The organism is Rhodococcus sp. NPDC003383 (genome assembly GCF_053589115.1).
On record NZ_JBSFRG010000004.1, the window covers coordinates 144,764 to 168,891 of the forward strand.

Here is a 24,128-nt window from a genome sequence, read left to right on the forward strand (position 1 = left end):
CTCGTGTACGACCTTCGAGATATCAAGATCATCGACACCGACACCCATGTCGTCGAGCCGCCGGACCTGTGGACGTCCCGGATGTCGAAGAAGTGGGGCGATCTCGTTCCCCACGTGCGGTGGGACGAGGCGCACGGCGACGAGGCGTGGTTCGTCTCCGGTACCCGTATGAGCGCCGTCGGCGCCCCGGCGATGGCCGGCTGGCACGAGTACCCGCCGAGCTGCCCTCCGCGCTTCGTCGACACCGATCCGCGCTCGTGGGATCCGGGCAAGCGCCTGGCGCTCATGGACGACTACGGCATCCACGCGCAGATCCTGTACCCGAACGTCGCGGTCTTCAGCCAGAAGACGCTGCAGTCCAACGGTTCCAACGAACTGCAGCTCGAGTGTGTCCGCGCCTACAACGACTACCTGACCGAATGGGCGCAGTTCGCGCCGGGCCGCTACGTCCCGGTGGGCATCCTGCCCTTCTGGGACATGGAGGCCACCCTCGCCGAGGTCGAGCGTGTCGCGGCCGCCGGGCACAAGGGCCTGGTGTTCACCCAGAACCCGGCCGCCTTCGGGCTGCCGATGCTGACCGACCCGTACTGGGACCGGCTGTGGGCGTCGGCGCAGGAGAAGAAGCTGCCGATCAACTTCCACATCGCCTCCGGTGAGGTCGATCTGAGCGGCTTCGGGCACGAGAGCAACGGCGTGGCGGCCAACTACGGCATGATGGGCATCTCGTTCTTCATGGACAACGCCCGGACGATCTCCCAGCTCATCTTCGGCGGCATCTGCGACCGTTTCCCGGATCTGAAGTTCGTCTCGGTCGAATCGGGTATCGGCTGGATGCCGTTCGCGCTCGAGGGCATGGACTGGCAGTGGCGGAACAGCGGCGTGCACAAGGAGCACCCGAACTACGAACTGCTGCCCAGCGAATACTTCAAGCGGCAGATCTTCGGCTGCTTCTGGTTCGAGCAGGATTCCGCACGCAGCGCGATCGAGCAGCTCGGCGCCGACAACGTGCTCTACGAGACCGACTACCCCCACCCCACGTCCATGTCCCCGGGACCGGCGAGCGATGCCATCCGCCCGGACGACTACCTCCGGCGCAACTTCGCGCACCTGTCGGAGGAAGACGCGCGCAAGATCCTCCACGACAACGCCGCGGCCCTCTACAACCTGGACTGACGTCCTCGAGTCCCAGGTGCCGGCCCCTCGCGCGCGACGTGCGGGGCCGGCACCGGCGGTCCGCGCCGGGCCGGCGATCGCGGGGTGACACGCGTCTCCCGCACTGCTGGACTGTGATCCAAATCTCCGTTAATATGCGTATGTTCCCAATGGATGCCGAGCGGATAGTTTCTGCCACCGGCCGCGGACCGACCAGAAGCCCGACTGTCCCGTCCCCCGGACAGCCTCAGCCAGTGGAGTATTCATGTCCCTCTCGGAATTCGAGACCCGTGCCCGCACCTGGGTGACCGACACCCTGGCCCGACTGGCGTTCACCGTCCGCGAGGACGAGTACGACGTCTCGGTCTTTCACGATCTCGGCGAAGACGAGGAGCGAGCGCTCCTCGACCGCCACCGCACCTGGCAGCGCGAGAAGTTCGACGCCGGCTACGGAGCGCTCGGATGGCCGAGCGAGTACGGCGGCACGGAAGCCGGAACCGAGATCGCCGAAGCCTTCGCGCGGATCGAGAACGAATTGTGCCCGCTCCCGCCGCACGAGCTCGTCTCGGTCACTCTGCACCTCATCGCCCCCACCATCAGGCTCCTCGGTACCGACGAGCAGAAGCAGCGGTTCCTGCCGCGGATGCTTCGCGGTGAACTTCTTGCCTGCCAACTGTTCTCCGAGCCCGATGCCGGCTCCGACCTCGCGAATCTGGGAACTCGTGCGGTGCGGGACGGTGACGACTGGATCGTCTCGGGGCAGAAGGTCTGGACGTCCGGAGCGCAGTTCGCCGAATGGGGTGAACTCATCGCCCGCACCGATCCCGATCAGCCCAAGCACCAGGGCATGACCGCGTTCCTCGTGCCCCTCGACGCCCCCGGCGTCGAGATCCGCCCGATCCGGCAGATGTCCGGAGGCAGCAGCTTCAACGAGGTGTTCCTCGATCGGGTCCGCATCCCCGACTCCCTGCGTCTCGGAGAGGTGGGAAAGGGATGGTCCGTCGCCCTGACCACGCTCGCCTTCGAGCGCGAGGGCGGTTCGAACACCGCGAACGTCGGCGGACAGTTCTCCCAGCTCGTCGCCACGGCCCGGCGGCTCGGCCGTGACGAGGACCCGCGCGTGCGGGAGCAGCTGGCCCGGGTGTATCTGCGTCAGCAGCTGGCCGCGGTGGATCTGCTGCGCGACCGTCAGGCGCGCGACGGCGGAGCCGCTCCCTCGGCGATCGGATCGGTCCGCAAGATCCAGTGGGTCGACAAGCTTGCCGCGGTCTCCGCTGCAGCCCGAACGGTGTTGGGCCGCAACCTGATCGCCGACACCGGTATCCCCGGTACCTACGAATGGAATGCGCACGTTCTCGGCGCCCCCGGCTACAGCATCGCCGGCGGCTCGGATCAGATCCAGCGCAACATCGTCGCCGAGCGGCTTCTGGGACTCCCCGCGGAGGCTCGTGCGGACCGCGGTCTGACCTGGCGTGAGGCGCGCAATCGCGTCCACGGCCGTGCCACCTCCGGAAGCTGAGCACCCTCCGCGACCGTCCCACCGTTCCACCCCCGTGCGTCCCCGGCGCACGGTCGTTCGACTCTTTCAGAAACCCCCCGAAAGGTCTGCCATGAGATTCGCGTCGCTTCGTCGCTCGATCGCCGGAATGGGTATCGCCGCAGTGACCTTCGCTGTCGCTGCGTGTGGATCCGGTGCCACGACCGAGGTCTCCGCCGACGATCTCGGCCCCGCCGGAGACAGCGCCTGGGCGGAGCTCGTCGAGGCCGCCGAGCAGGAGGGCTCGGTCACCTACTTCACCGGCCAGCCGACGGACAACCTCCAGGAACTCGCTTCCCGATTCGAGTCGGCGTACGGCATCGAGGTCGAGATCGTGCGCGACAACGACGCCAACCTCCAGACCAAGCTCGCGGCGGAAGCGGAAACCGGTCGTCATACGGCCGACGTCATCGCAACCGCCTCCCGGCCCTGGGTGGACACGCGCCTGGCCGAGGGGTACTTCGCCCCGGTCACCGGCCCCGCCTTCGGCGCCGCCGAGTTCGACCGTGAGAAGTTCCTGCGCGACGACGACCGGATCTTCCTCTCGTCGGCTGCGGTTCTCACCTACGGCTGGAACACCAGCCGGGTCCCGGACGGCATCGACGGATACGAGGGGCTGCTCGATCCCTCGCTCGCGGACGGGAAGATCGGTGTGATGCTTCCGGTGTCGTCCGCGGTCGTGGACTTCTACGACTTCCTGGGTGACACGGTGTCGCCCGACTTCGTCGAGAAGCTCGCGGGCCAGAAGCCCCGCACCTACCCGGGCGCCCAGGCGATGGCCCAGGCGCTGACCTCCGGTGAAATCGCCGCAGCCGTCTACACCATGCCGCTCACCGCGGAGAAGGAGGCCGGCGCGCCCGTCGATTCCGGTCTGCCCTCACCGGTCTTCGGTGCTCCCTTCCTCACCGGAGTCTTGGCGAACGCGCCCCATCCCAACGCCGCACAGCTGTTCGCGAACTTCCTGGTGACCAAGGCGGGACAGGAGGCCGTCGCCGACCGCGCCGGCTCCGTGCTGCCCGGCATCTCCACGGCCGCGACGTCCGCGGACGACATCTGGGTCAACAGCCGGATCGTCACCGCCGACGACACCGAGGCCTTCCGGGCCGAGTTCGCGCGGCTGTTCGGTTCCAGCCAGTAACAACCCCCGGCAGCCGGGGGCGCCGATCCCGGCACCCCCGGCGAGCCTCCGGTGACCGATCCGGTCCCGGACACGAGAGGAATGAAACATGAAGGTCGGAGAACGTCTCAAGAGCCCCGTGTGCGGCGCGGAAGTCGTGATCGTCCGTGTGGACGGCAACGTGGCCGGCCCCCTGCTGTGCGGGGGAGAGCCGATGTCCGCCGACGCGGCACCGGCCGCCGCGGCGGCGACGAATCCGGGACTGCTCATCGGAAAGCGATACGAGGGCGGGGGAGTCGAGGTGCTGTGCGTACGGCCCGGCGCCGGCCCCCTGGCGATCGGCGACGCGGTGCTCGCCGAGAAGCAGGCCCGCCCCCTCCCGTCCTCGGACTGAGCAGATCCCCGACGCCGGCAGCAGTCCATCCGGCTCCGGCACCCCCAGGAAAGGCGACAGCATGATTCTCTCGAGCGCGGTCGGCGCAGAGGACACGGCGCTCCTCGTCGACACCATCCGGGCCGCCGTCGGCAGAGCCGACCCGGCCGACGGACGGTCCGAGCGGGTCTACCGCGACGGTCCCCTCGACCACGACCTGTGGTCCGTCCTCGGCCGCGAGATCGGAGTCGGTGCCCTCGCCGTCCCGGAAACTCACGGCGGACTCGGAACCTCCTACGCCACCGTGGCGGCCGTCCTCGAAACCCTCGGCGCGGAACTGACCCGCGTCCCGGTCCTCGGCAGCGTCATCGCCGCCACCGCTCTCGCGCGCTGCGCAGAGCACCCCCTCGCCCGCGACCTCCTCGAGGAGATCGCCTCGGGAACGAGGATCGTCGCCACCGTGGTCCCCGGGGACGATCTCGACACGCCCGGTGACGGCACCTTCCGTGCCGTCGACGGCGGCGAGGGCGTGACCCTCACGGGCCGAGCGGAGTTCGTGCTCGACGCAGCTGCGGCGGACACGGTCCTGGTCCACGCTGTCGACCGGTACGGATCCCTGGGCTTCTACGCGGTCGACCGTACCCATCTGACGGTGGAACCGATGCAGACGACCGACGCCACCCGAGGTCTGGCGCGAGTCCACGCCGAGGACGTCCCCGCGACCCTGCTCACCGACCGCCCCGAACCCGGCCGCGTGCGCGATCAGGCTCTCGTGGCGCTGGCGTGCGACAGCCTCGGAGTCGCCCGCGCGTGCCTCGACGCGGCGGTCGCCTACGCGAAGGAACGCGTCCAGTTCGGCCGTGTCATCGGCGAGTTCCAGGCCATCAAGCACATGCTCGCCGAAGTGGCCGTCGCCGTCGAACTCGCCGATTCAGCTGTGGCACATGCGATCTGGGCTGTCGAGGAGGGTGCCGATCGCGATCTCGCCGAAGCGGCCGCCATCGCCGCACTCGCATGCGGGGACGCGGCGGACCTCGCGACCGCCGCCAACGTCCAGGTACACGGTGGCATCGGCTTCACCTGGGAACACACCGCCCACCTCTACTACCGCCGGGCCCTGGGCTCGAGCGTGCTGTGGGGAAGCGCGGACGATCACGCGCAACGGTTGTATCTGCTCGCGACCGACAGCGCCCGCTCCGACGACGCCCCGAACCCCGACCGTCTCCGCGAGCCGGCGTCGGCCCTGTTCGCCCCCGAGGCCTGATTCCTGCCGGTCAGAAAGTGAGTCCACGATGTCCCATGTCTCGATCCGCCAGTTGCTGAAAAACTTCGACGGCAAGCCCCCGACCGTGGCCGTCGACCACCTCGACCTCGAGATCGAGGACGGCGAATTCCTGGTGCTGCTCGGCCCGTCCGGCTGCGGCAAGACCACCACGCTGCGATGCCTCGCCGGGCTCGAACAACCCGCGAGCGGTTCGATCACCCTCGGTGACCAGGTCGTCTTCGACGGCGCGCGGGGAGTGAACCTGACCCCCGACAAGCGGTTCATCGGCATGGTGTTCCAGTCGTACGCCCTGTGGCCCCACATGACCGTCCGCAAGAACATCGCGTACCCCCTCAAGTCCCGCAAGCTCACCGACGCGCTCCACAGCGGCCGGGTCGAGGAGACCGCGGCCCTCGTCGACTGCGAACGCCTGCTCGACCGGCTGCCCGCCGAACTTTCCGGTGGGCAGCAGCAGCGCGTCGCGCTCGCTCGCGGTCTCGTCTCGCACCCCGACCTCGTGCTGTTCGACGAGCCGCTGAGCAACCTGGACGCCCGGCTCCGCGACCAGGTCCGCGCCGAGCTGCACGATCTGCACCAGCGCAAGCCGTTCACCGCGGTGTTCGTCACCCACGACCAGAGCGAGGCGCTCGCCCTCGGCACCCGCATGGCGATCATGCGCGCCGGGCAGATCGTGCAGATCGGCCCCCCGCGGGAGGTGTTCGAGGAACCCGTCGACGAATACGTCGCCGGCTTCACCGGCATGTCGAACCGGCTGCCGTGCGAGTACGTCGACGGCCGGTGGTACGCACTGGGCGCCGAGATCCACGGCATGCAGCCGCGAGCGGCGGCGTCGGTGGGCTCGTTCGTGATCCGGTTGCGGCCGGAGAAGGTGCGCCTCGTCGCCGATGCGGCGGATCTGCGATCCGGCGAGGCCGGGATCGCGGTGCACGTCGACGATGTCGAATACGGTGGCCTGCATCTGGATGTCATGTGTTCGGTGGCGGTCGAGGGTTCGGCACGGCGGCAGTTGCACGCCCGGATCCCGACGTACGACTCGTCCCGGGCACCGCGGACCGTCTCCCGGGGCGCGGCGATGGTTCTCGCGTTCGAACCGATCGACGGTCGCACCTTCGACACCGACGGCAACGCGCTCGCGATGCCTAAGCAGGCGCTCGTCGGCGCCCTGGCGGGGTGAGGGCGATGGCTGTGGTGACCTTGCCGGGCAACGACCTCGGCGAACAGCGCCCGAGTGTCACCGGTGGATTGCAGAGCGACGCCGTCCGGTCGGTGGCGCGTCGGCTGGGTGTCGTGGCGTTCGTCGCGCTGCTGGCATATCTGGTCGTCGTCCCGGTGGTGCGGTTGCAGTCGACCGCGTTCGAGGACGGAGCCGCGGGATACGAGCGCGCGTTCGGTCTCGAACGGCTCGGTGGAATTCTGTGGAACACGGTCGGTCTCGCGCTCGGTTCGCTGACGATCGCGATGGTGCTGGGCACCGCGCTGGCGTGGGGCGCGAACCGCCTGCCGCGCCGGCTGGCGGTGCTCGAGATCCTGCCCATCCTGCCGATCGTGATTCCCGCGGTCGCGGCGATCGTCGGGTGGGCGTTCCTGCTCTCGCCCCGGCCGGGCTATCTCAACGCGATGCTGCGGAATCTGCCCTGGTGGTCGCACCTGGAGGAAGGCCCGATCGACATCTATTCGATCCAGTGGATCGTGATCATCACCGGGTTCTCGCTGAGTTCGTTCGTGTACATGTTCGTCCGGTCCGGATTCGAGAACATCAACTCCGAGATGATCGAAGCGGCACAGGTGTCCGGCATGCCGGAATGGAAGGTCTTCTTCAAGATCACGCTGCCGCTGCTGCGCCCGACCCTGATCTACGGCGCCGGCGTGGCGCTGCTGCTGGGCCTGGGCCAGTTCACCGGACCCCTGCTGCTGGGCACCAACACCGGTGTGAGCGTGCTGACGACGGAGATGTACTTCCAGATCAGTGACTCGCCGGCGCAGTTCGCGACCGCCGCCGCACTCGGGTCGCCGCTGCTGATCGTCGGGATCGTGGTGGTGTTCGCGCAGAAGGCGCTGCTGGGCAACCAACGACGCTTCGTCACCCACGGCGGCAAGGCCTTCCGGTCGCAGGGACGTCCCTCGAAGACCGGGGTGGCGATCATCCTGTTGTTCTCGCTGCTGTCGACGGTGCTGCCGATCCTGGCGCTGGTGTTCGTGGCCCTGTCGCGGTACTGGAGCGGCACCATCAGCTTCTCGGCGCTGACGTTCGACAACTTCCGCACGATCTTCTCCGGGTCCGCGGTCCCCACCGCGATCGGCAACAGCGTGATGTTCTCGCTGATCGCCATGGCGATCGTGCTGCCGCTCGGGTTCGTCGCGGCGAACCTGATCGTCCGGGGACGCAACTACCCGGTGCTGCGGGTGATCGCGGACGTCCTCGTGTCGATTCCGCTCGGTGTGCCGGCGGTGATCTTCGGTGCGGCGTTCCTGCTCACCTACACGCAGGGACCGATCGTCCTCTACGGCACCCCGTGGGTGGTCGTCCTGGTGTACGTCACGCTGATGCTGCCGTTCGCGACCCGGATGCAGCTGTCGTCGATGCTGGCACTCGGTGACGCCTACCTCGAGGCCTCCCGGGTGAGCGGCGCCGGGTTCGTCGCCACCAACGTGAAGGTCCTGCTGCCGCTCATGCGCGGCAGCCTCGGTGGAACCGCGGCACTGCTGTTCGTCCTGCTCACCCACGAGTTCACCGCGTCGCTGCTGGTGCGGGCCTCGCAGACCCAGGTGATGGGCACGATCCTGTTCGAGTACTGGTCCAACGGCGGCTATCCGCTGGTCGCCGCCGTCGCGCTGGTGATGACAGGGGTGACGGCGGTCGGTGTCGTCGCGGCGATGCTCGCCGGCGGGACCGACGCTCTCAGCAAGATGTGATCGCTCTCGGAGCATCCACCCCGTGCGTGGTTTCGGTAGTCCCCACTACCGAAACCACGCACGGGGCGGCGAACGGACAAGAAAGGAAGCTGGTGGAGACGATCGAGCACCCGGACTGGCTGCGCGACGCGGGCGTTGTCGTGACCGGCGCCGGCAACGGGATCGGCCGCGCCCTCGCGCACCGACTGGCCGAGGCCGGCGCGCGGGTCGTCGTGAACGACCTCGACGCCGACGCCTGTGCCGCCGTGGCACGGGAGATCGGCGGCATCGCCGCCCCCGGCGATGCCGCCGGCGAAGCGGGCGTGGCCGCGCTCGTCGCGAGGGCTGTCGCCGAACTCGGGGAGGTCGACGCGTGGTTCGCGAACGCAGGTGTGGTCGCCGACGGCCCCGACGCCGAGGCCGCGTGGGAGATGTCCTGGAACGTCAACGTCATGGGGCACGTGCGCGCCGCGCGGGCGCTGCTCCCGGGCTGGCTCGACCGCGGCCGCGGACGCTTCGTCGTCACCGCCTCGGCGGCGGGTCTGCTCACCATGCTGGGGTCGGCGCCGTACTCGGTGTCGAAGCACGCCGCGGTCGCCCACGCGGAGTGGCTCTCCGCGACCTACGGGGACAGGGGAGTGATCGTGCAGTGCCTGTGCCCCCAGGGGGTCGCGACGGATCTGCTGCCGACCGACGCCGCGGGACGGGTGGTCTTCGAAACCGGTGTGCTCACGCCGGAGCAGGTCGCCGATTCGGTGATGGCCGCCTTGTCGGGAGAGGGGTTCCTGATCCTCCCACATCCCGAGGTCGCCGAGTACTACGCGGGACGCGCCGCCGACACCGACCGCTGGTTGCGCGGGATGCGCCGGATCCAGCGCCGGATCGACGACGCGGTGCGGGACGAGGCGGCGGCGCTCAGGTGATCAGCGCCCATCCGACCCCGCACACCGCGAGCGCCCACAGCACGCTGGTGCCGGTGCCGATGATGAACTGCTCGGAGGCCTGGGGCTCACGCAGCTCCGGATAGCGGGCCAGGCCCTTGACGGCCAGGACGATCGCCATGCCCTCGGGCCAGCCGGCGAGCACCGCGCCCGCGACCGCGGCGCGTTCGAGGATGCCGATGACGCGACCGCCGCGCAGGGGACCGGGGATCGGGGCGCCGCCGGGGGCGGGGGTGGCCGGTTCGGGGCCGGCGTCGGGCTGGCGGCGGGCGATGCGGAACGCGGCGAGGACGGCCGGGCCGCCGCCGGTGATCGCCGCGAGCATCGTCAGCACGAGGGTGGCGGCGTAGGCGAAGCCGTGCACCGCGGTCGTCGCCGACGCGGCCAGGGCCGCCCCGATCAACGCGGCCGTCGAGAGCGCCGGCGCGAGCCAGGGTGGCAGGTTCGAGCGCAGGCTCAGAACCGGGGCGAGCGCGACGACGGCGAGCAACACCAGCGAGACGACGGTCAACGGTCGGCCCTTTCGAGGAGGCGGCGGGCGAGGGTTCGGCCGGATTGTTCGGCCTGCCATCCGGCGGTGTGCAGGCGCTGCGACACCGCCTGCTTGCTGATGCCCAGGCGTTGCGCCGCCTGGGCCTGGGGGAGTCCGGCGCGGGCGAGTTCGACCGCTTCCCGGCCCTGGTCGGTGCGGCGCAGCACCAGCGTCGCGAGGAGGGTGAGGGCGGCGTCGGCGTCGGCCGCGGCGTCGGGATCGGTGCCGTCGACGGCGAGGTTGCCGGGTGCGTTCTTGGCGCGTTCGACGGCGGTCCGCGCGTGTTCGAAGGCGGGGCCGCGTCCGGCGCGGGTCTGCTCGGGCAGCGGCGTCTCCACCGCGCCGACGCCGATCCCGACACTCCAGTGGCCGCGCTGCACCAGGTCCAGGGCGAGATCCACGACGGTCTCGGCGTCGTCCGCGACCGCCTGCACCTCGTCGCCGGCGGTGCGCTCGAACGGGCGCAGCAGGTCGGCGTCGCGGAATTCCTCGAGCAGCGCCGCGACCCGGTCGATGTCACGTCGGCTGCCGCGTTGATCCACCGTCAACACGAACATTGGTCAAGAATGAAGCCTTGACTTCAGTAAATCAAGGTCTGAGACTTGTCGACTTCTCGTCGTCGGGATCGACGATCGCATCGAGCGCGGAACCGGCCGGCACCGGCAACCGCGCCTCGAGCCACAGTCCCACGACCCCGACGAGCAGGCATACCACCGTCACCACCATCAGGGCGGGGTTCGTGCGTCCGGTCAGCGCGTCGCCGAGCAGCACCACCCCGATCGTGCCCGGCAGGATGCCCACGATCGTGGCGAGCGTGTACGGCACGAGCCGTACCGACGAGATCGCACAGCAGTAGTTCACCACCGAGAACGGGGCCGCCGCGATCAGGCGCAGCGATCCGACCGCGAGCCAGCCGCGCCGCGCCAGCCGCAGATCCACGGCCTTGGCCGCGGGATGTGTCAGATACGACGAGACCGCCCCGCGGCCGATCCACCGCACCAACAGCAACGCGAGCACCGCGCTGACCGTGGTCGCAGCCACCGAGACGGCGATGCCGGTGGCGGCGCCGAACAACAGGCCGGCGCTGAGGGTGAACACGGTGCGCGGCACCGGGGCGATGGTCACGACGGTGTGAACCAGGAAGAAGACGAGGACGAACGACGGGCCCACGGTGTCCGCCCACCCGCGGATCTCCGCGACCGTGGGATGAGGGATCAGCATTGCCGCGGCGGCCAGCGCGACGAGAAGGGCAAGTATGCCGAGGATTCTGCGGTCGGTCAGGAGCCTCGTCACGACCGACCACGATACCCGGACCCGGCAATCGACCGGTGCCTGCGGGCGGCGCGGAGGCGGAAGGTAGATTTCCCTGCGCAAGTCCGTTAACGATCGCTAGGGAATCTGTGGTGATCCCCACAATAGCCGCGGCGTGTATGCGGCTAGCATCACACGAGAACCCACCTAAGGTATCCACGGCCCACCATGGCCCGAGAACCAGCATCACACCGAGCCTGCACCACATCCCGCAGCGTAGGAGAGGAACCGCACGTGTCATTAGCTGCAGAAGCCGAGGACGCCGCACGCGCGTATGCGCAGTGGCAGAACGCGGTGGCCGGCGTGCTCGCGAAGTCCCGCCGCGTCGAGCCCGCCGAACTCGGACCGGAGCCGCAGCGACTGCTCGAGACCACCACGTACGACGACATCACCGTCAACCCGCTCTACGGGGTCCGCGACGAGCGCCCCGAGGCGCCGCTGCCCGGTGAGTTCCCGTACGTGCGCGGAGCCTCGGCCACCCGCGACGTCAACGCCGGCTGGCTCGTGTCCGCACAGTTCGGCGGCAGCGACGCCGCCGCCGCCAACGAGCGGATCCTCGCGGCCCTCGAGAACGGCGTCAGCGCACTCTGGCTGCAGGTCGGCGCGGCGGGCCTGCCCGTCGACGCCCTGCCCGCGGTCCTGGACAAGGTGCTGCTCGACCTCGCGCCGGTCACCCTCGACGCCGGTGCCGACACCGCCGCGGCCGCCGAGGCGCTGTACGCGCTGCTCGACGCCCGCACCGACGTCGCCGACCGCGGCGCCGTGCGGATCGGCCTCGGCGCCGCGCCGCTGACCAGCGCATTCTCCGGCCGTGCCGACGTCACCGTCGCCGACGCGATCGCCCTCGCGACGGCCGCCGCTGATCGCGCCGAGACCCTCCGCGCCCTGACCGTCGACGGCACCGCGTTCCACAACGCCGGTGCCTCCGACGCCGAGGAGCTCGGCGCCGCGATCGCCGCCGGCCTGGAGTACCTGCGCGAACTGGTCGCCGCCGGTCGGACCGCCGCCAACGCGCTCGGTCAGATCGAGTTCCGCCTCGCGGCCACCGACGACCAGTTCCAGACCATCGCCAAGTTCCGCGCCGGCCGTCAGGTCTGGGCCCGCATCGCCCAGGTCGTCGGGGCGGTGGACGCGGGCAACGCCCCGCAGCACGCCGTCACCTCCGCCGCGATGATGACCCAGCGCGACCCGTGGGTGAACATGCTGCGCACCACCCTGGCCGCGTTCGGTGCCGGTGTCGGTGGCGCGGACTCGGTCACGGTCCTGCCGTTCGACGTCGCCCTGCCCGCCGGTGCGCTCGACGTGTCCGAGGCGTTCTCCGAGCGCATCGCCCGTAACACCCAGCTGCTGCTGCTCGAGGAGTCCAACCTGGGCAGGGTGCTCGATCCGGGCGCCGGCTCCTGGTACATCGAGGAGCTCACCGCCCAGGTCGCAGGCAAGGCGTGGGAGTTCTTCCAGCAGATCGAGGCGGCCGGTGGATACCGCGCGGCGCTCGACGCGGGAGTGATCTCCGAGCGCATCGCCGCGACCCGCGCCCGCCGCGAGTCCGACATCGCGCACCGCCGCACCTCGGTGACCGGCGTCAACGAGTTCCCGAACCTGGGCGAGACGCCGCTGCCCGCCGACGTCGCCGAGGCCGGTGCGTTCGCGGCCCGCTACGCCGCACCGTTCGAGGCCCTGCGCGACCGCTCGGACGCGTACCTGGCCGCACACGGTGCCCGTCCGAAGGTACTGCTCGCACCGCTCGGACCGATCGCCGAGCACAACATCCGCTCGACGTTCGCGACGAACCTGCTGGCCGCCGGCGGCATCGAGGCCGTCAACCCCGGCACCCTCGCGCTCGACACGATCGCGCACACCGTGGCCGAATCGGGTGCGACCGTCGCCGTCCTGTGCGGCACCGACAAGCGGTACGACGCGGACGCCGGTCCTGCGACCGCCGCGTTGCGCGCCGCCGGCATCTCCACCGTCCTGCTCGCCGGGCCGGAGAAGGCCGTCGGTGACGTGGAGGGTGAGGCGCGTCCGGACGGGTTCCTCACCGCCAAGATCGACGCGATCGCCGCGCTGACCGACCTGCTGAACACTCTGGGAGCGTAAGTGAGCATCGAACACAAGATCGGCAGCTTCGCCGATGTCCCGCTGACGGATCCGGCGTCGCCGGCGCCGTCCGCGCCGACTCCGGAGCAGGCCGCCGCGCTCGTCGAATCCGTGGCGACCGCGAACAACTACACCGTCGACGACGTGGTGTGGTCGACGCCCGAGGGCATCGACGTCAAGCCCGTCTACACCAAGGCCGACCGTGACGCGGTCGAGGCCGCGGGCTACCCGCTGGGCAGCTACCCCGGCATCGAGCCGTTCGTGCGCGGCCCGTACCCGACGATGTACGTCAACCAGCCGTGGACCATCCGCCAGTACGCCGGGTTCTCCACCGCCGCCGAATCCAACGCCTTCTACCGCCGCAACCTCGCGGCCGGCCAGAAGGGCCTGTCGGTGGCGTTCGACCTGGCCACCCACCGTGGCTACGACTCGGACCACCCGCGCGTGCAGGGTGACGTCGGCATGGCCGGTGTCGCGATCGACTCGATCCTCGACATGCGGCAGCTCTTCGACGGCATCGACCTGTCGCAGGTGTCGGTGTCGATGACCATGAACGGCGCGGTGCTGCCGATCCTCGCGCTGTACGTCGTGGCGGCCGAGGAGCAGGGCGTCGCGCCCGAGCAGCTGGCCGGAACCATTCAGAACGACATTCTGAAGGAGTTCATGGTCCGCAACACGTACATCTACCCGCCGAAGCCGTCGATGCGGATCATCTCCGACATCTTCGCGTACACGTCGGCGAAGATGCCGCGGTTCAACTCCATCTCGATCTCCGGCTACCACATCCAGGAAGCCGGCGCGACCGCCGACCTCGAGCTGGCCTACACGCTCGCCGACGGCATCGAGTACATCCGCGCCGGTCTCGACGCGGGCATGGACATCGACAAGTTCGCGCCGCGTCTGTCGTTCTTCTGGGCGATCGGCATGAACTTCTACATGGAGATCGCGAAGATGCGGGCCGGGCGCCTGCTGTGGAGCGAACTCGTCGAGAAGTTCTCCCCGAAGTCCGCGAAGTCGAAGTCGCTGCGCACCCACTCGCAGACCTCCGGCTGGTCGCTGACCGCGCAGGACGTGTTCAACAACGTCGCGCGCACCTGCGTCGAGGCGATGGCCGCGACCCAGGGCCACACCCAGTCGCTGCACACCAACGCGCTCGACGAGGCCCTCGCGCTGCCGACGGACTTCTCCGCGCGCATCGCCCGCAACACCCAGCTGCTGCTGCAGCAGGAGTCGGGCACCACCCGCCCGATCGACCCGTGGGGCGGCTCGTACTACGTCGAGTGGCTCACCCACGAACTCGCGAACCGGGCCCGCGCCCACATCGCCGAGGTCGAGGAGGCCGGCGGCATGGCGCAGGCCATCTCCGAGGGCATCCCGAAGCTGCGCATCGAGGAGGCCGCGGCCCGCACGCAGGCGCGCATCGACTCCGGCCGCCAGCCGGTGATCGGCGTGAACAAGTACCAGGTCGCCGAGGACCAGCAGATCGAGGTCCTCAAGGTCGAGAACTCGAAGGTCCGCGCCGAGCAGATCGCCAAGCTCGAGCGGCTGCGCGCCGAACGCGACGAGGACGCCACCCGCGCCGCGCTGGCCGCGCTCACCCGCGCCGCCGCCTCCACCGAGGGTGGCATGGAGAACAACCTGCTCGCCCTCGCGATCGACGCGGCCCGCGCCAAGGCGACCGTCGGCGAGATTTCCGACGCGCTCGAAGAGGTCTACGGACGTCACCAGGCCGAGATCCGCACCATCAGCGGTGTGTACCGGGACGAGGCCGGAAAGGCGGGCAACATCAGCACGGCAACCGAACTCGTCGAGAAGTTCGAGAAGGCCGAGGGACGTCGTCCCCGCATCCTGGTCGCGAAGATGGGCCAGGACGGTCACGACCGCGGACAGAAGGTGATCTCCACCGCCTTCGCCGACCTCGGCTTCGACGTCGACGTGGGACCGCTGTTCCAGACCCCCGAAGAGGTCGCCAACCAGGCGGCCGACAACGACGTGCACGTCATCGGCGTGTCGTCGTTGGCCGCGGGACACCTCACGCTGGTGCCCGCGCTTCGGGAGGCGCTCGCGGAGGTGGGCCGCCCCGACATCATGATCGTGGTCGGCGGCGTCATCCCTCCGGGCGACTTCGACGAGCTGTACGAGGCCGGCGCCGCGGCGATCTTCCCGCCCGGCACGGTCATCGCCGACGCGGCCGTGGGTCTGCTCGGCAAGCTCTCCGAGCAGCTCGGCCACGACTCGGAGGACTGATCCCAGATGGGCCGACCTCCGGTCGATCTCGATCGGCTCGAACAGGACGTGCTCGCCAACCGGCGGGCCGGCCTGGCCAAGGCGATCACGTTGGTCGAGTCCACCCGCGACGACCATCGGGAGCAGGCGCAGCAGCTGCTGTTGCGCCTGCTCCCGAAGGCGGGCAACGCGATCCGGGTGGGCATCACGGGTGTTCCCGGTGTCGGGAAGTCGACGTTCATCGACTCGCTCGGCATGTATCTGCTCGAGAAGGGCCACCGGGTGGCGGTGCTCGCCGTCGACCCGTCGTCGACGCGCACCGGCGGGTCGATCCTCGGGGACAAGACCCGCATGGCCCGCCTGTCCGTCGAACGGAACGCCTACATCCGCCCGTCCCCGACGGCCGGGACGCTCGGCGGTGTCGCCAAGGCGACCCGCGAGACCATGGTGCTGCTCGAGGCCGCCGGCTTCGATGTGATCCTCGTCGAAACCGTGGGCGTCGGTCAGTCCGAGGTGACGGTCGCGAACATGGTGGACTGCTTCACGTTCCTGACCCTGGCCCGCACCGGTGATCAGCTGCAGGGCATCAAGAAGGGTGTGCTCGAACTCGCCGATCTCGTCGCGGTGAACAAGGCGGACGGCAACTTCGAGCGCGACGCGCGGGTCGCCGCCCGGGAACTGGCCGGTGCGATGCGCCTGGTGCATCCACACGACGCGATCTGGAAACCGCCGGTCATCACGATGAGCGGTCTCGAGGGCAACGGCCTGGACACGTTCTGGGACACCGTCCTGAATCACCGCGAGGTGCTCACCGCGGCGGGGTTGTTCGAGGAGAACCGCCGCCGCCAGCAGGTGGACTGGACCTGGACGATGGTGCACGACCAGCTGCTGCGCCGCCTCGAAACGAACCCGCGGGTCGGCAAGATCCGCGGCGAGGTCGAGCAGGGTGTGCGCGACGGGTCGCTCACCGCGGCGCTGGCCGCGCAGCGACTGCTCGCCGCGTTCGACGGCACCGAACCGCTCGACGGCACCGAATCGCTCGACGGCACCGAATGACGACACGGCCGGCCGCGACCGCTGCTTCGGCGGCGTTCGCGGCCGTCGCCGTCGCGCATCTCCTCGCGCAACCGGTGGCACCGGAATCGGTGTTCACCGACATCTCCCAGTGGTTCCTGATGCCGCTGCTCGCGGCCGCGCTGGCCGCATCCACCCCGGCGCCGCGCACCCGGCTGGTGAATCTCGTGCTCGTCGCACTCGGCCTGTCGTGGCTGGGGGACAGCGCACCCGACCTGTTCGATGGGGACGCCGCGTTCCTGGTGATGGTCGGGTTCTTCCTGTGCGCGCAGGTCGTATACATCGCGGCGTTCGCGCCGTACCGGGCGGCGAGCATCCTGCACACCCGCCGCTGGGCACTGGCGATCCCGGTGGTCGCCGTTCTCGCGCTGATCGGGGTGTGCGCGGCCGGCGCGGGCGCCCTGCTCGTCCCGGTCGTGGTGTACGGGCTGCTGCTCGCCACGATGGCGGTGCTCGCCACCGGCGTGTCCGCGGTGGTGGCGACCGGCGCGGTGCTGTTCGTCGTCTCGGACGCGCTGATCGCGCTCGGGGCGTTCACCGACCTGTCCGTCTCCGGCTTCGCGGTCATGTCCACCTACATCGCGGCGCAGGTGCTCATCGCGGTCGGAGCCCGCGCGGTCGCCGACCGCGTGGTGTCGAGCCCCGGCCGGGCCGCGACCGCCTGACCTGGTCACGATCCGGCCGGGACGGGGGATCAGATTCCGATCAGTTCCTTCGCTAGGGCGACCGAGGCGGGTCCGTCGAGGGCCGGGTGATCGCCCCATTTGCCGCCGGTGATCGTCACCGACACCTCGGGCAGCGTCACCGTCGTCACGGCGACGGAGGCGACGGCGATCTCCTGCTCGAGGGTGTAGGCGATGCCGCCGGCGCTCTCGATGTCGGCGTCGGAGATCACGGTCAGCCCGGAGCCACCCATCTGGTCGGCGCTGTAGACGGTGCCGGTGCCGGGTTCGAGGATGACGCCGACGGTGCGGATCTCGCCGGGCTCGGTCGCGGGGCTCTCCCACTGGCAGTAGGCGCCGTTCTCGCCGGCCTCGCTCGCGGCGCCGGCCTGCAGTCCGTCGATGTAGTCGGCGACATAGGGTTCGATGTCCGCGCAGCTCGAGAAGCGGGCGAGGATGTCCTCGTCGAGGGTGCCGGGGGTGAACTCCGACCCCGAATCCGAGGACGCCGAATCCGGGGACGTGGCGTCGGACGAGGAGTCCTCGGAGGAGCAGGCGGGCAGCAGCGCGCAGACGAGTGCGACGGGGACGGCGAGAAGTCGAGTTCGATTCACCGCTGCATGGTATAGGCCGCGGGCCCGCTCGTTGATCTTGGTCCCGGTTGCCCGATTTCAGGGGTATCGTCGCAGGTCAGCGTGTTTCCGGGGGTATCGGCCAAGACGGGGGATCCCCACCCCATGGGCGCGCCGGGAACGGATGCTCGGGGTAGTCGGCGACGGCGGGCCGGGCCGCGGTGACCGCACCGTGGGTCGCGACGGTCGCCGCACCCGGGGTGGCCGGCCGCGGCGCGTCGGTCCGGCGTTCCGGCGCATCGAGCAACCACGTTCCCGTGCGGGCCAGCGACACCGTCACGTCCCGGCCGACGCCGTCGCCGCGAGCGAAGGCGTCCAGGACGCCGGCGGCGAGCAGGTACCCGGAGGCGTGGTCGAGCGCCTGGGCGGGCAGCGCGCCGGGTGCGTCGCCGCCGGACTCGACGACCGCGATCCCGGAGGCGGCCTGCACGATCGAATCGAACCCGCGGCGCCCCGCCCACGGTCCCGTCGTGCCCCACGCGCACACCCGGCCCCGGAGCAGGCCGGGGCGGATCGCGCCGATGTCGCCGATCAGCGCCTCGAGCGCACCGGGGCGATACCCAGTGAGCAGGATGTCGGCGTCGGCGAGCAACGCGCGGTACGTCGCAGCCCCGCCGGGGTCGCGCAGATCCAGCAGCGCGCTGCGTTTCCCCTGGCCGTTCTCGAGGTGCTGCCATTCGATCTCGGGGAGGTGCGGCGGATCGATGCGCAGCACCGTCGCACCGAGCAGCGCCAGCGCCCGGGAGACGACCGGGCCGGCGATGACCCGGGTCGTGTCGAGCACGCGTACCCCCGCGAGCGGCGCCGTCTCCGTCGGTGCCGGCGCGGCCACGCGTCCGGAGTCGGCCCGGCGGGTCACCGCGACGAGGGGTTCCGCGGCCACCGCGCGTCCCGGTTCGGACGACCGCCACTGCGCCTCGTCGCGCACCCGTACCGCGATCGCGTCGTGCGCCACTGCCGCGGTCTCGACCGTGGCGGCGTCCAGGCCGCGGATCCGGTCGGCCACCTGCTCCCGGCCCGCGTCGGCGGGCACGTCCAGGGCACGCAGCAGGCGTGCGCGGTGGTGCGGATAGTTCGCATGCGTGCGCACCCATCCGTCGCGGGCCCGGAAGAAGCCGGACAGGTCGGCGAATCCGTCGATCGGGGTCCCCGACAACCGGAGCATCCGATCCCCGGAGAAGGACGCGGCGATCCGCTCCGGATCGAGCCGCACCGGGCGTGGACGCACGCCGGCCGCCGCGCGCACCCGGTTCGCGGCCTGCGTGAATGCGGCGACCGCGCCCGCGGCGAGCGCGAACACCGGCAGCTGTGCCGCCAGCAGAGCCCCCGGATCGGGGCACGTCACGTCACCGGTCGGTGTGGCGTCGAGTCCCGCCTCGGCGAGCGCCTTCGCGTAGTCGTGCGGCAGGTGCAGGTCGGGCATCGGCAGCGGCAGGTCGGGCACGGTCACACCCTCTCGAAGTCGTCGAACGACGCGAGGTCCGGCGCGAATTCGTCGGCAATCTCTCCGTCGCGGGCGGGTCTGCGGGTGTGCGCGTGCGTGTCAAGGACCCGCTCCGGGTCGACGACCGTGACCCGCAGGCCGTCCAGGCGCAGCCGCCGCAGCGCCTCGCGGAGCATCCGCTCGGCGACGTCGTCGACCGAGTGGACCCGCCGCAGATCGAGGACCACGCCGTCGAGCCGCTCCGCATCCTCCGCCGATGCCAGGGCGCGCAGCACGAGTTCGGCGCCGCTGAACTGCAGGGTGCCCTGCAGGCTGCACACCCGGACGGTGTGGCCGTCCGGTCCCCGCAACCGGCGGTCGCGCCGGATGGCCGAGCGGGCCGGTTCCGGCCCGTCCATGATGTGCAGGCCCATGTCGTCGGACAGCCGACGGCACATCCGGACGCCGCGCACGCTGGAGCCGTGGGCGTCCAGACGCGGGGAGAACGCGCCGATCCCGACCTGACCGGGCAGGGCGCCGAGCACCCCACCGGACACCCCGCTCTTGGCGGGAATCCCCACCGTCGACATCCAGTCGCCGGCCGCGTCGTACATGCCGCACGTCATCATCACGCTGAGCACCTGCCGCACCACCGTCCGGGACACGACGCGCTGACCGGTGAGCGGCTGGACGCCGCCGTTCGCGAGGGTCGCCGCCATCACCGCGAGGTCGCGCACGGTGACGGTGATCGCGCACTGACGGGTGTAGCCGCGCACCACCTCGGCCGGGTCGCCGTCGATCACCGAGTAGCTGCGCAGCATGTTCGCGATCGCCGAATTGCGGTAGGCGGTACCCAACTCGGAGTCGAACACCGACTCGTCGACGGCGAGGTCGCGCCCGGCGAACGCGGACAGGCCCCGCAGCACCCGCTCGAACCGTTCCTCCGTCGTCGCGGTCGCGGGACCGACGAGCGCGTGTGCGGTGAGGGCGCCGGCGTTGATCATCGGATTGAGCGGCCGCCCGGACTCGCTGTCGAGCGACAACTCGTTGAACGCCTCACCGCTCGGTTCGACCCCGACCCGGGCGAGCACCGCGTCGACGCCGTGATCCGCGAGGGCCAGCGCGTACACGAACGGTTTCGAGATCGACTGGATCGAGAACTCGGCATCCGCGTCCCCGGCGGTGTACACGACCCCGTCGATCGTCGACAGGCACACCGCGATCCGGTCCGGATCGGCGTGGGCGAGTTCGGGAATGTAGTCGGCGGTCGCCCCGGGATTGTCCGTCCCGCACGCCTCCACGACCTCGAGCAGATAGTCGGGGATCGGCGACTTCATCGTCGGATCCTAACCCGCGTGCGCCTCCGCCGCCCGTGTGCCTTTGTGGCGGTCCCAGCCGCCATTTGTGCACACCGGCGCGAAGCGCCTCAGACCTCTTCGCGCAGGACGGGGGCGACCGGGGTCTGCAGCTTCTCGAGCGACCCGGCGGACTCGGCGCGGGTGAGCCGCGAACGCCGCCACGAGACGCTGAGCAGCGCGATCCAGCCGGCCGCGATCAGCAGATACAGCAGCATCGCGACGGTGCCGGTCACCTCGAACGACTTGAACAACTTCTGGGCGTTGGTGATGACGATGATGCCGCCGACCGCGGTGCCGAGCAGCGTCGCCGGCACCCGGCTGACCAGCCACGCGGCCGCCGGTGCGGCGATCGCGCCGCCGATCGCCAGGCCGGCGACGACGAGCAGGTTGCCGACAGATTCGCGCCCCAGGCCGAACAGGAACCCGAGGCTGGCCGCGACCGCGACCATGAACTCCGATGCGCTGACCGAGCCGATCACGGTGCGCGGCGCGGTCTTCCCGCGCGAGAGCAGGGTGCTGGTGGTGATCGGTCCCCATCCGCCGCCGCCGCTGGCGTCGACGAACCCGCCGAAGAAGCCGAGGGGCGACAGGAACTTCGCGGTGTGCGGGGAGGTGCGGGCGTGCGCGACCGCCGGCGGTCGCACCGAGAACCGCAGCGCCACGTACACGCCGATCGCCAGCAGGATTCCCGCGGTGACCGGGGCCGCGGCCTCGGTGGACAGGCTCGACAGGACGGTCGCGCCGAGGAAGGCGCCGATCGCGCCGGGCACGCCGAGCTTGGCGACGACCTTCCAGTCGATGTTGCGGAACTTCCAGTGGGAGATGCCCGAGACCAGGGTGGTGCCGACCTCTGCCAGGTGCACGGCCGCGCTGGCGTGCGCCGCTCCGACACCGCTGAAGATCAACAGGGTGGTGGCGGTGACGCCGAAGGCCATGCCGAGTGCGCCGTCGACGAGCTGTGCGCCGACACCGACGAGAGTGAAGATCAGCAGATTGAACAAGGCATGCTCCGACCGCGAACGTGGTTACCGAAGGGGATTGGGGAGCGGAGAGTCCGCTCAGCAACACACCTGGCAACAACACGCGCCGTCGAAGCACGCGCCACGACGAGTCGGCCAGAACGGCATCAACGCAAGCACGGTGGCCGGGGCGGCCTCGATGCTCGTCGTCTGCACGGCTGTCGTCCTTCGTCGTCGGGTCGCCGAGGACACGGCGACCGGTCGAGCATAGCGTGATCCCGTGCGGGACGGCACCTCCGGGCCCACGGGAGGTGTCGTCCCGCACGGACCGTCAGGGAAGCCGACGCGTCTCGATCTCGAATCCCGCCGCGCGGAGCCGTTCGGTCAGCACGTCGCCGAACGCGACCGCGGGGGTGAGCACCCCGCCGCCGGCGTGCAGCGCGGAACCACCCACCGCCAGCGAGAGCGCGGACTCGGCGAGCATCACCGCCGTCGCCTTGTAGCCGGGATCGCCCTGCGCGGCGAAGCGGGTGGTGTAGCGGGCGCCGGCCGTGGTCGTCGTGTACAGGTCGATCGTGAAGAACCCGCGCTCGCGAGTGGCTTCGGACGGCCCTTCGCCCGGCTTCGGCAGCACCTTGTCGAGCAGGAAACGCGTCGGGGGGAACGACAGGCCCAGCACCAGCGCGCCGAGACCCGCCGCGACCCCGCCGGCCAGCACCGGCGACAGCGGGGACGATCCGACGTTCATGACCTCGCGGTACCGGAACGACTTGCCGTACGTCCACCCGGTCAGGGCGTTGGTGCGACGCACGATCCGCGTGTTGTACGACGCCATCGCGAACGGCGCCTTCCATCCGGACAGTTCCGGGGCGATGGTCTTGCCGTCGACGAACGCGAGGTCGTTCTCTCGGCCCAACCGAGGTTCCTGCGCCGGATCGGGGCTGAGGGAATACGGTTGCGCCGCGACCTTCCGCAACGCGCGGTCCTTGCGCACGACGTCGAGCTGGGTGCGCAGCGAATCGATGGTGCCGCCGCTGGGGGCGCCACGGAACGCGGTGAGGATCAGCGTGGTGTCGGTGAGTTCCCCCGCGTCGTCGGCCTGCGCCGCCCGGTACAACGCGTGCACGCCGAGGTCGGACGGGATCGAGTCGAAGCCGCACGAATGGACGATCCGGGCGCCGGTGCGGCGGGCGGTGTCCTCGAACCGGTCGATGCTCTCGCGGTGGAACAGCACCTCGCCGGTGAGGTCGACGTAGTCGGTGCCCGCCTCGACGCACGCCTGCACCAGCGGCATCCCGTACCTGGCGTAGGGCCCGACGGTGGTGATCACGATCCGGGTCGCCGCGGCCAGCGCGGCCAGCGACTCCGGATCCCCGGCGTCCGCCTCGAGGATCGGCCAGTCCGCGGCCGTGCCGCCGAGGTCCGCGCGGACCTTCTCGAGGCGGCTGCGCGACCGCCCGGCCAGGCCGGCCTTCAACCCGGACGGCAGATGTTCGGCCAGGTAGGCGGCGGTGAGCCGGCCGACGAACCCGGTGGCTCCGTAGACGACGATGTCGAGTTCGCGTGAGGCAGCGTTCATGGCGCACACCCTACTGCCGGGTAAATCACCGTGCGACGAAACTCACACGACGCGACCGCCGCCACAGGCCCACCCACGACACGAGGATGCAGGCCGCGACGAGCGCGCGGACCAGGCCGAGCGCGGAATCCGGGTAGATCACCCCGGTCAGGTAGTGGTCGATGAATCCGGACGGCGGCAGCCCCGCCTCGCCGGCGCGGTGACGCGCCCAGTTCTCGGCGTGGGTGAGCGGGCAGTCGAACCCCACCAGCACCGAGGCGAGCCCCCACACGACGGCGACCGCATGCAGCACAATCGTGCGCGGCCAGCGCCACGCCACGAACCCGCCGAACGTGACGTACAGCAGGAACGCCAGATGCGTGAGCGCGATGCCGTCGGCCAGAACCCGATAGGGCATGGTTCCAGCCTAGGTCGGTTACTCCTCGTCGGGTTCCTTGACGACGAGAACCGGCACCGGAACCTCGATCACCAGCCGCTGCAGCGGCCGCTCGAGCAGGAACTTGCCGAGCGCGTTGCGGCCGCGGCTGCCGATCACGATGCGGTCCGCGCCGCTGTCGGTGGCCAGCTCGACGAGGGTGCCGACGGCGTCCCCGTCGTGCACGGCAGTGCGTACCTCCCAGCCGCTGTCCCCGGCGACCCGGCGCACCGCGGTGCGCACCGATTCGACCTCCGCCTCGGCGGCGGCCCCGTCGTCGTCGAGCACGTGCAGCACCAGCAGCTCGTCCTGCCGGCGGGAGGCCTCGTCGACGGCGGCCGCGAGCGCGGCGCGGCCCTCGGGTGTCTCGGCGTGAACGACTGCGACGGTCATGATGCTGCTCCTGGGCGGCTCGACGGAACTGCCTCCAGTATCCCGGCACCGACCCGGACGAGCACGGCCGAGCGCGTGTGGAACCCGTCTCCACCTGCCCTTTTCTGTCGGGTACGTCTCAGTCGCGGCTCACCACGCCGACTCTGTCGGGCTCACCACGGCGACTCTGT

General features: G+C 70.5%; 22 protein-coding genes. 12 read left to right on the top strand and 10 right to left on the bottom strand.

What is annotated here, in order from left to right; translation table 11 throughout:
- Positions 1-3 precede the first annotated feature (3 nt).
- The 8 genes from ACWDTS_RS05615 (at position 4) to ACWDTS_RS05650 (ending at position 9,279) form a co-directional block, all read left to right on the top strand.
- Positions 4-1,173 (top strand): amidohydrolase family protein, encoded by a 1,170-nt coding sequence (locus ACWDTS_RS05615; protein WP_450117750.1) that lies wholly within the window; start codon positions 4-6, stop codon positions 1,171-1,173.
- A 244-nt stretch (positions 1,174-1,417) separates the two neighbouring features.
- Entirely contained in the window at positions 1,418-2,671 is a 1,254-nt protein-coding gene (locus tag ACWDTS_RS05620) for an acyl-CoA dehydrogenase family protein (protein ID WP_450117751.1), read from the top strand.
- A 91-nt stretch (positions 2,672-2,762) separates the two neighbouring features.
- Positions 2,763-3,827, top strand: coding sequence for an extracellular solute-binding protein (locus tag ACWDTS_RS05625; protein WP_450117752.1), 1,065 nt, complete (start codon positions 2,763-2,765; stop codon positions 3,825-3,827).
- A gap of 88 nt (positions 3,828-3,915) precedes the next feature.
- The gene (locus tag ACWDTS_RS05630) at positions 3,916-4,200 is read left to right on the top strand and encodes a hypothetical protein (RefSeq protein ID WP_450117753.1); all 285 of its coding nucleotides are present in this window, start codon (positions 3,916-3,918) and stop codon (positions 4,198-4,200) included.
- Positions 4,201-4,261: 61 nt separating this feature from the next.
- Positions 4,262-5,443: an acyl-CoA dehydrogenase family protein gene (locus ACWDTS_RS05635; RefSeq protein ID WP_450117754.1), complete on the top strand. Its 1,182-nt coding sequence runs from the start codon at positions 4,262-4,264 to the stop codon at positions 5,441-5,443.
- Positions 5,444-5,471: 28 nt separating this feature from the next.
- Positions 5,472-6,638 (top strand): ABC transporter ATP-binding protein, encoded by a 1,167-nt coding sequence (locus tag ACWDTS_RS05640; protein WP_450117755.1) that lies wholly within the window; start codon positions 5,472-5,474, stop codon positions 6,636-6,638.
- A 5-nt stretch (positions 6,639-6,643) separates the two neighbouring features.
- On the top strand, positions 6,644-8,377 hold the full coding sequence (locus ACWDTS_RS05645) for an ABC transporter permease (RefSeq protein WP_450111580.1): 1,734 nt from the start codon (positions 6,644-6,646) through the stop codon (positions 8,375-8,377).
- 92 nt (positions 8,378-8,469) lie between these two features.
- Positions 8,470-9,279 (top strand): SDR family oxidoreductase, encoded by an 810-nt coding sequence (locus ACWDTS_RS05650; protein WP_450117756.1) that lies wholly within the window; start codon positions 8,470-8,472, stop codon positions 9,277-9,279.
- On the opposite strand, the gene ACWDTS_RS05655 is transcribed toward ACWDTS_RS05650, so the two are convergent.
- From ACWDTS_RS05655 to ACWDTS_RS05665, 3 genes are read right to left on the bottom strand one after another with little or no spacing between them, the layout of a single operon-like run.
- Positions 9,272-9,808: a hypothetical protein gene (locus ACWDTS_RS05655; RefSeq protein ID WP_450117757.1), complete on the bottom strand. Its 537-nt coding sequence runs from the start codon at positions 9,806-9,808 to the stop codon at positions 9,272-9,274. The genes ACWDTS_RS05650 and ACWDTS_RS05655 overlap by 8 nt on opposite strands.
- Entirely contained in the window at positions 9,805-10,386 is a 582-nt protein-coding gene (locus ACWDTS_RS05660; protein WP_450117758.1) for a hypothetical protein, read from the bottom strand. Before ACWDTS_RS05660 ends, ACWDTS_RS05655 begins: the two co-directional genes overlap by 4 nt.
- 31 nt (positions 10,387-10,417) lie before the next feature.
- Complete coding sequence (locus tag ACWDTS_RS05665; protein ID WP_248674845.1) at positions 10,418-11,122, bottom strand: TVP38/TMEM64 family protein; 705 nt, start codon at positions 11,120-11,122, stop codon at positions 10,418-10,420.
- Positions 11,123-11,374: 252 nt separating this feature from the next.
- On the opposite strand from ACWDTS_RS05665, the gene mutA reads away from it, so the two are divergent.
- From mutA to ACWDTS_RS05685, 4 genes are read left to right on the top strand one after another with little or no spacing between them, the layout of a single operon-like run.
- Positions 11,375-13,237, top strand: coding sequence for a methylmalonyl-CoA mutase small subunit (mutA, locus tag ACWDTS_RS05670; protein WP_450117759.1), 1,863 nt, complete (start codon positions 11,375-11,377; stop codon positions 13,235-13,237).
- Complete coding sequence (scpA, locus tag ACWDTS_RS05675) at positions 13,238-15,484, top strand: methylmalonyl-CoA mutase (RefSeq protein ID WP_450108450.1); 2,247 nt, start codon at positions 13,238-13,240, stop codon at positions 15,482-15,484.
- 6 nt (positions 15,485-15,490) lie between these two features.
- Positions 15,491-16,519 carry a methylmalonyl Co-A mutase-associated GTPase MeaB gene (meaB, locus tag ACWDTS_RS05680; RefSeq protein WP_450108451.1) on the top strand — a complete coding sequence of 343 codons (1,029 nt, stop codon included), beginning with the start codon at positions 15,491-15,493 and terminating at the stop codon, positions 16,517-16,519.
- Positions 16,516-17,202 carry a lysoplasmalogenase family protein gene (locus ACWDTS_RS05685; protein ID WP_450108452.1) on the top strand — a complete coding sequence of 229 codons (687 nt, stop codon included), beginning with the start codon at positions 16,516-16,518 and terminating at the stop codon, positions 17,200-17,202. The genes meaB and ACWDTS_RS05685 overlap by 4 nt, the downstream gene beginning before the upstream one ends.
- 29 nt (positions 17,203-17,231) lie before the next feature.
- Here the strand turns inward: ACWDTS_RS05685 and ACWDTS_RS05690 are convergent, their stop codons facing one another.
- The 7 genes from ACWDTS_RS05690 to ACWDTS_RS05720 form a co-directional block, all read right to left on the bottom strand.
- Entirely contained in the window at positions 17,232-17,813 is a 582-nt protein-coding gene (locus tag ACWDTS_RS05690; protein WP_450108453.1) for a hypothetical protein, read from the bottom strand.
- Between the two features lie 76 nt (positions 17,814-17,889).
- Entirely contained in the window at positions 17,890-19,254 is a 1,365-nt protein-coding gene (locus ACWDTS_RS05695; protein ID WP_450117805.1) for a CoA transferase, read from the bottom strand.
- Positions 19,255-19,277: 23 nt separating this feature from the next.
- Positions 19,278-20,591, bottom strand: coding sequence for a glutaminase (locus ACWDTS_RS05700; protein WP_450117760.1), 1,314 nt, complete (start codon positions 20,589-20,591; stop codon positions 19,278-19,280).
- Positions 20,592-20,680: 89 nt separating this feature from the next.
- Positions 20,681-21,613, bottom strand: a complete 933-nt coding sequence (locus ACWDTS_RS05705; RefSeq protein ID WP_197252283.1) for a sulfite exporter TauE/SafE family protein — start codon at positions 21,611-21,613, stop codon at positions 20,681-20,683.
- Between the two features lie 289 nt (positions 21,614-21,902).
- A complete protein-coding gene (locus ACWDTS_RS05710) occupies positions 21,903-23,150 on the bottom strand; it encodes a saccharopine dehydrogenase family protein (RefSeq protein ID WP_450117761.1) in 1,248 nt (415 codons plus the stop codon).
- A 25-nt stretch (positions 23,151-23,175) separates the two neighbouring features.
- Positions 23,176-23,547 carry a DUF2784 domain-containing protein gene (locus tag ACWDTS_RS05715; RefSeq protein ID WP_248674842.1) on the bottom strand — a complete coding sequence of 124 codons (372 nt, stop codon included), beginning with the start codon at positions 23,545-23,547 and terminating at the stop codon, positions 23,176-23,178.
- Positions 23,548-23,565: 18 nt separating this feature from the next.
- On the bottom strand, positions 23,566-23,958 hold the full coding sequence (locus ACWDTS_RS05720) for a universal stress protein (RefSeq protein WP_450117762.1): 393 nt from the start codon (positions 23,956-23,958) through the stop codon (positions 23,566-23,568).
- Between the last annotated feature and the right edge of the window lie 170 nt (positions 23,959-24,128).

Bases quoted from the DNA above. Each gene is read 5' to 3' on its own strand.
- ACWDTS_RS05660 (WP_450117758.1), bottom strand. From the start codon at position 10,386: ATGTTCGTGTTGACGGTGGATCAACGCGGCAGCCGACGTGACATCGAC.
- ACWDTS_RS05710 (WP_450117761.1), bottom strand. From the start codon at position 23,150: ATGAACGCTGCCTCACGCGAACTCGACATCGTCGTCTACGGAGCCACC.
- ACWDTS_RS05700 (WP_450117760.1), bottom strand. From the start codon at position 20,591: ATGAAGTCGCCGATCCCCGACTATCTGCTCGAGGTCGTGGAGGCGTGC.
- ACWDTS_RS05635 (WP_450117754.1), top strand. From the start codon at position 4,262: ATGATTCTCTCGAGCGCGGTCGGCGCAGAGGACACGGCGCTCCTCGTC.
- ACWDTS_RS05620 (WP_450117751.1), top strand. From the start codon at position 1,418: ATGTCCCTCTCGGAATTCGAGACCCGTGCCCGCACCTGGGTGACCGAC.
- ACWDTS_RS05685 (WP_450108452.1), top strand. From the start codon at position 16,516: ATGACGACACGGCCGGCCGCGACCGCTGCTTCGGCGGCGTTCGCGGCC.
- ACWDTS_RS05625 (WP_450117752.1), top strand. From the start codon at position 2,763: ATGAGATTCGCGTCGCTTCGTCGCTCGATCGCCGGAATGGGTATCGCC.
- ACWDTS_RS05640 (WP_450117755.1), top strand. From the start codon at position 5,472: ATGTCCCATGTCTCGATCCGCCAGTTGCTGAAAAACTTCGACGGCAAG.
- ACWDTS_RS05715 (WP_248674842.1), bottom strand. From the start codon at position 23,547: ATGCCCTATCGGGTTCTGGCCGACGGCATCGCGCTCACGCATCTGGCG.
- ACWDTS_RS05645 (WP_450111580.1), top strand. From the start codon at position 6,644: ATGGCTGTGGTGACCTTGCCGGGCAACGACCTCGGCGAACAGCGCCCG.
- ACWDTS_RS05630 (WP_450117753.1), top strand. From the start codon at position 3,916: ATGAAGGTCGGAGAACGTCTCAAGAGCCCCGTGTGCGGCGCGGAAGTC.
- meaB (WP_450108451.1), top strand. From the start codon at position 15,491: ATGGGCCGACCTCCGGTCGATCTCGATCGGCTCGAACAGGACGTGCTC.
- ACWDTS_RS05695 (WP_450117805.1), bottom strand. From the start codon at position 19,254: ATGCCCGACCTGCACCTGCCGCACGACTACGCGAAGGCGCTCGCCGAG.
- ACWDTS_RS05720 (WP_450117762.1), bottom strand. From the start codon at position 23,958: ATGACCGTCGCAGTCGTTCACGCCGAGACACCCGAGGGCCGCGCCGCG.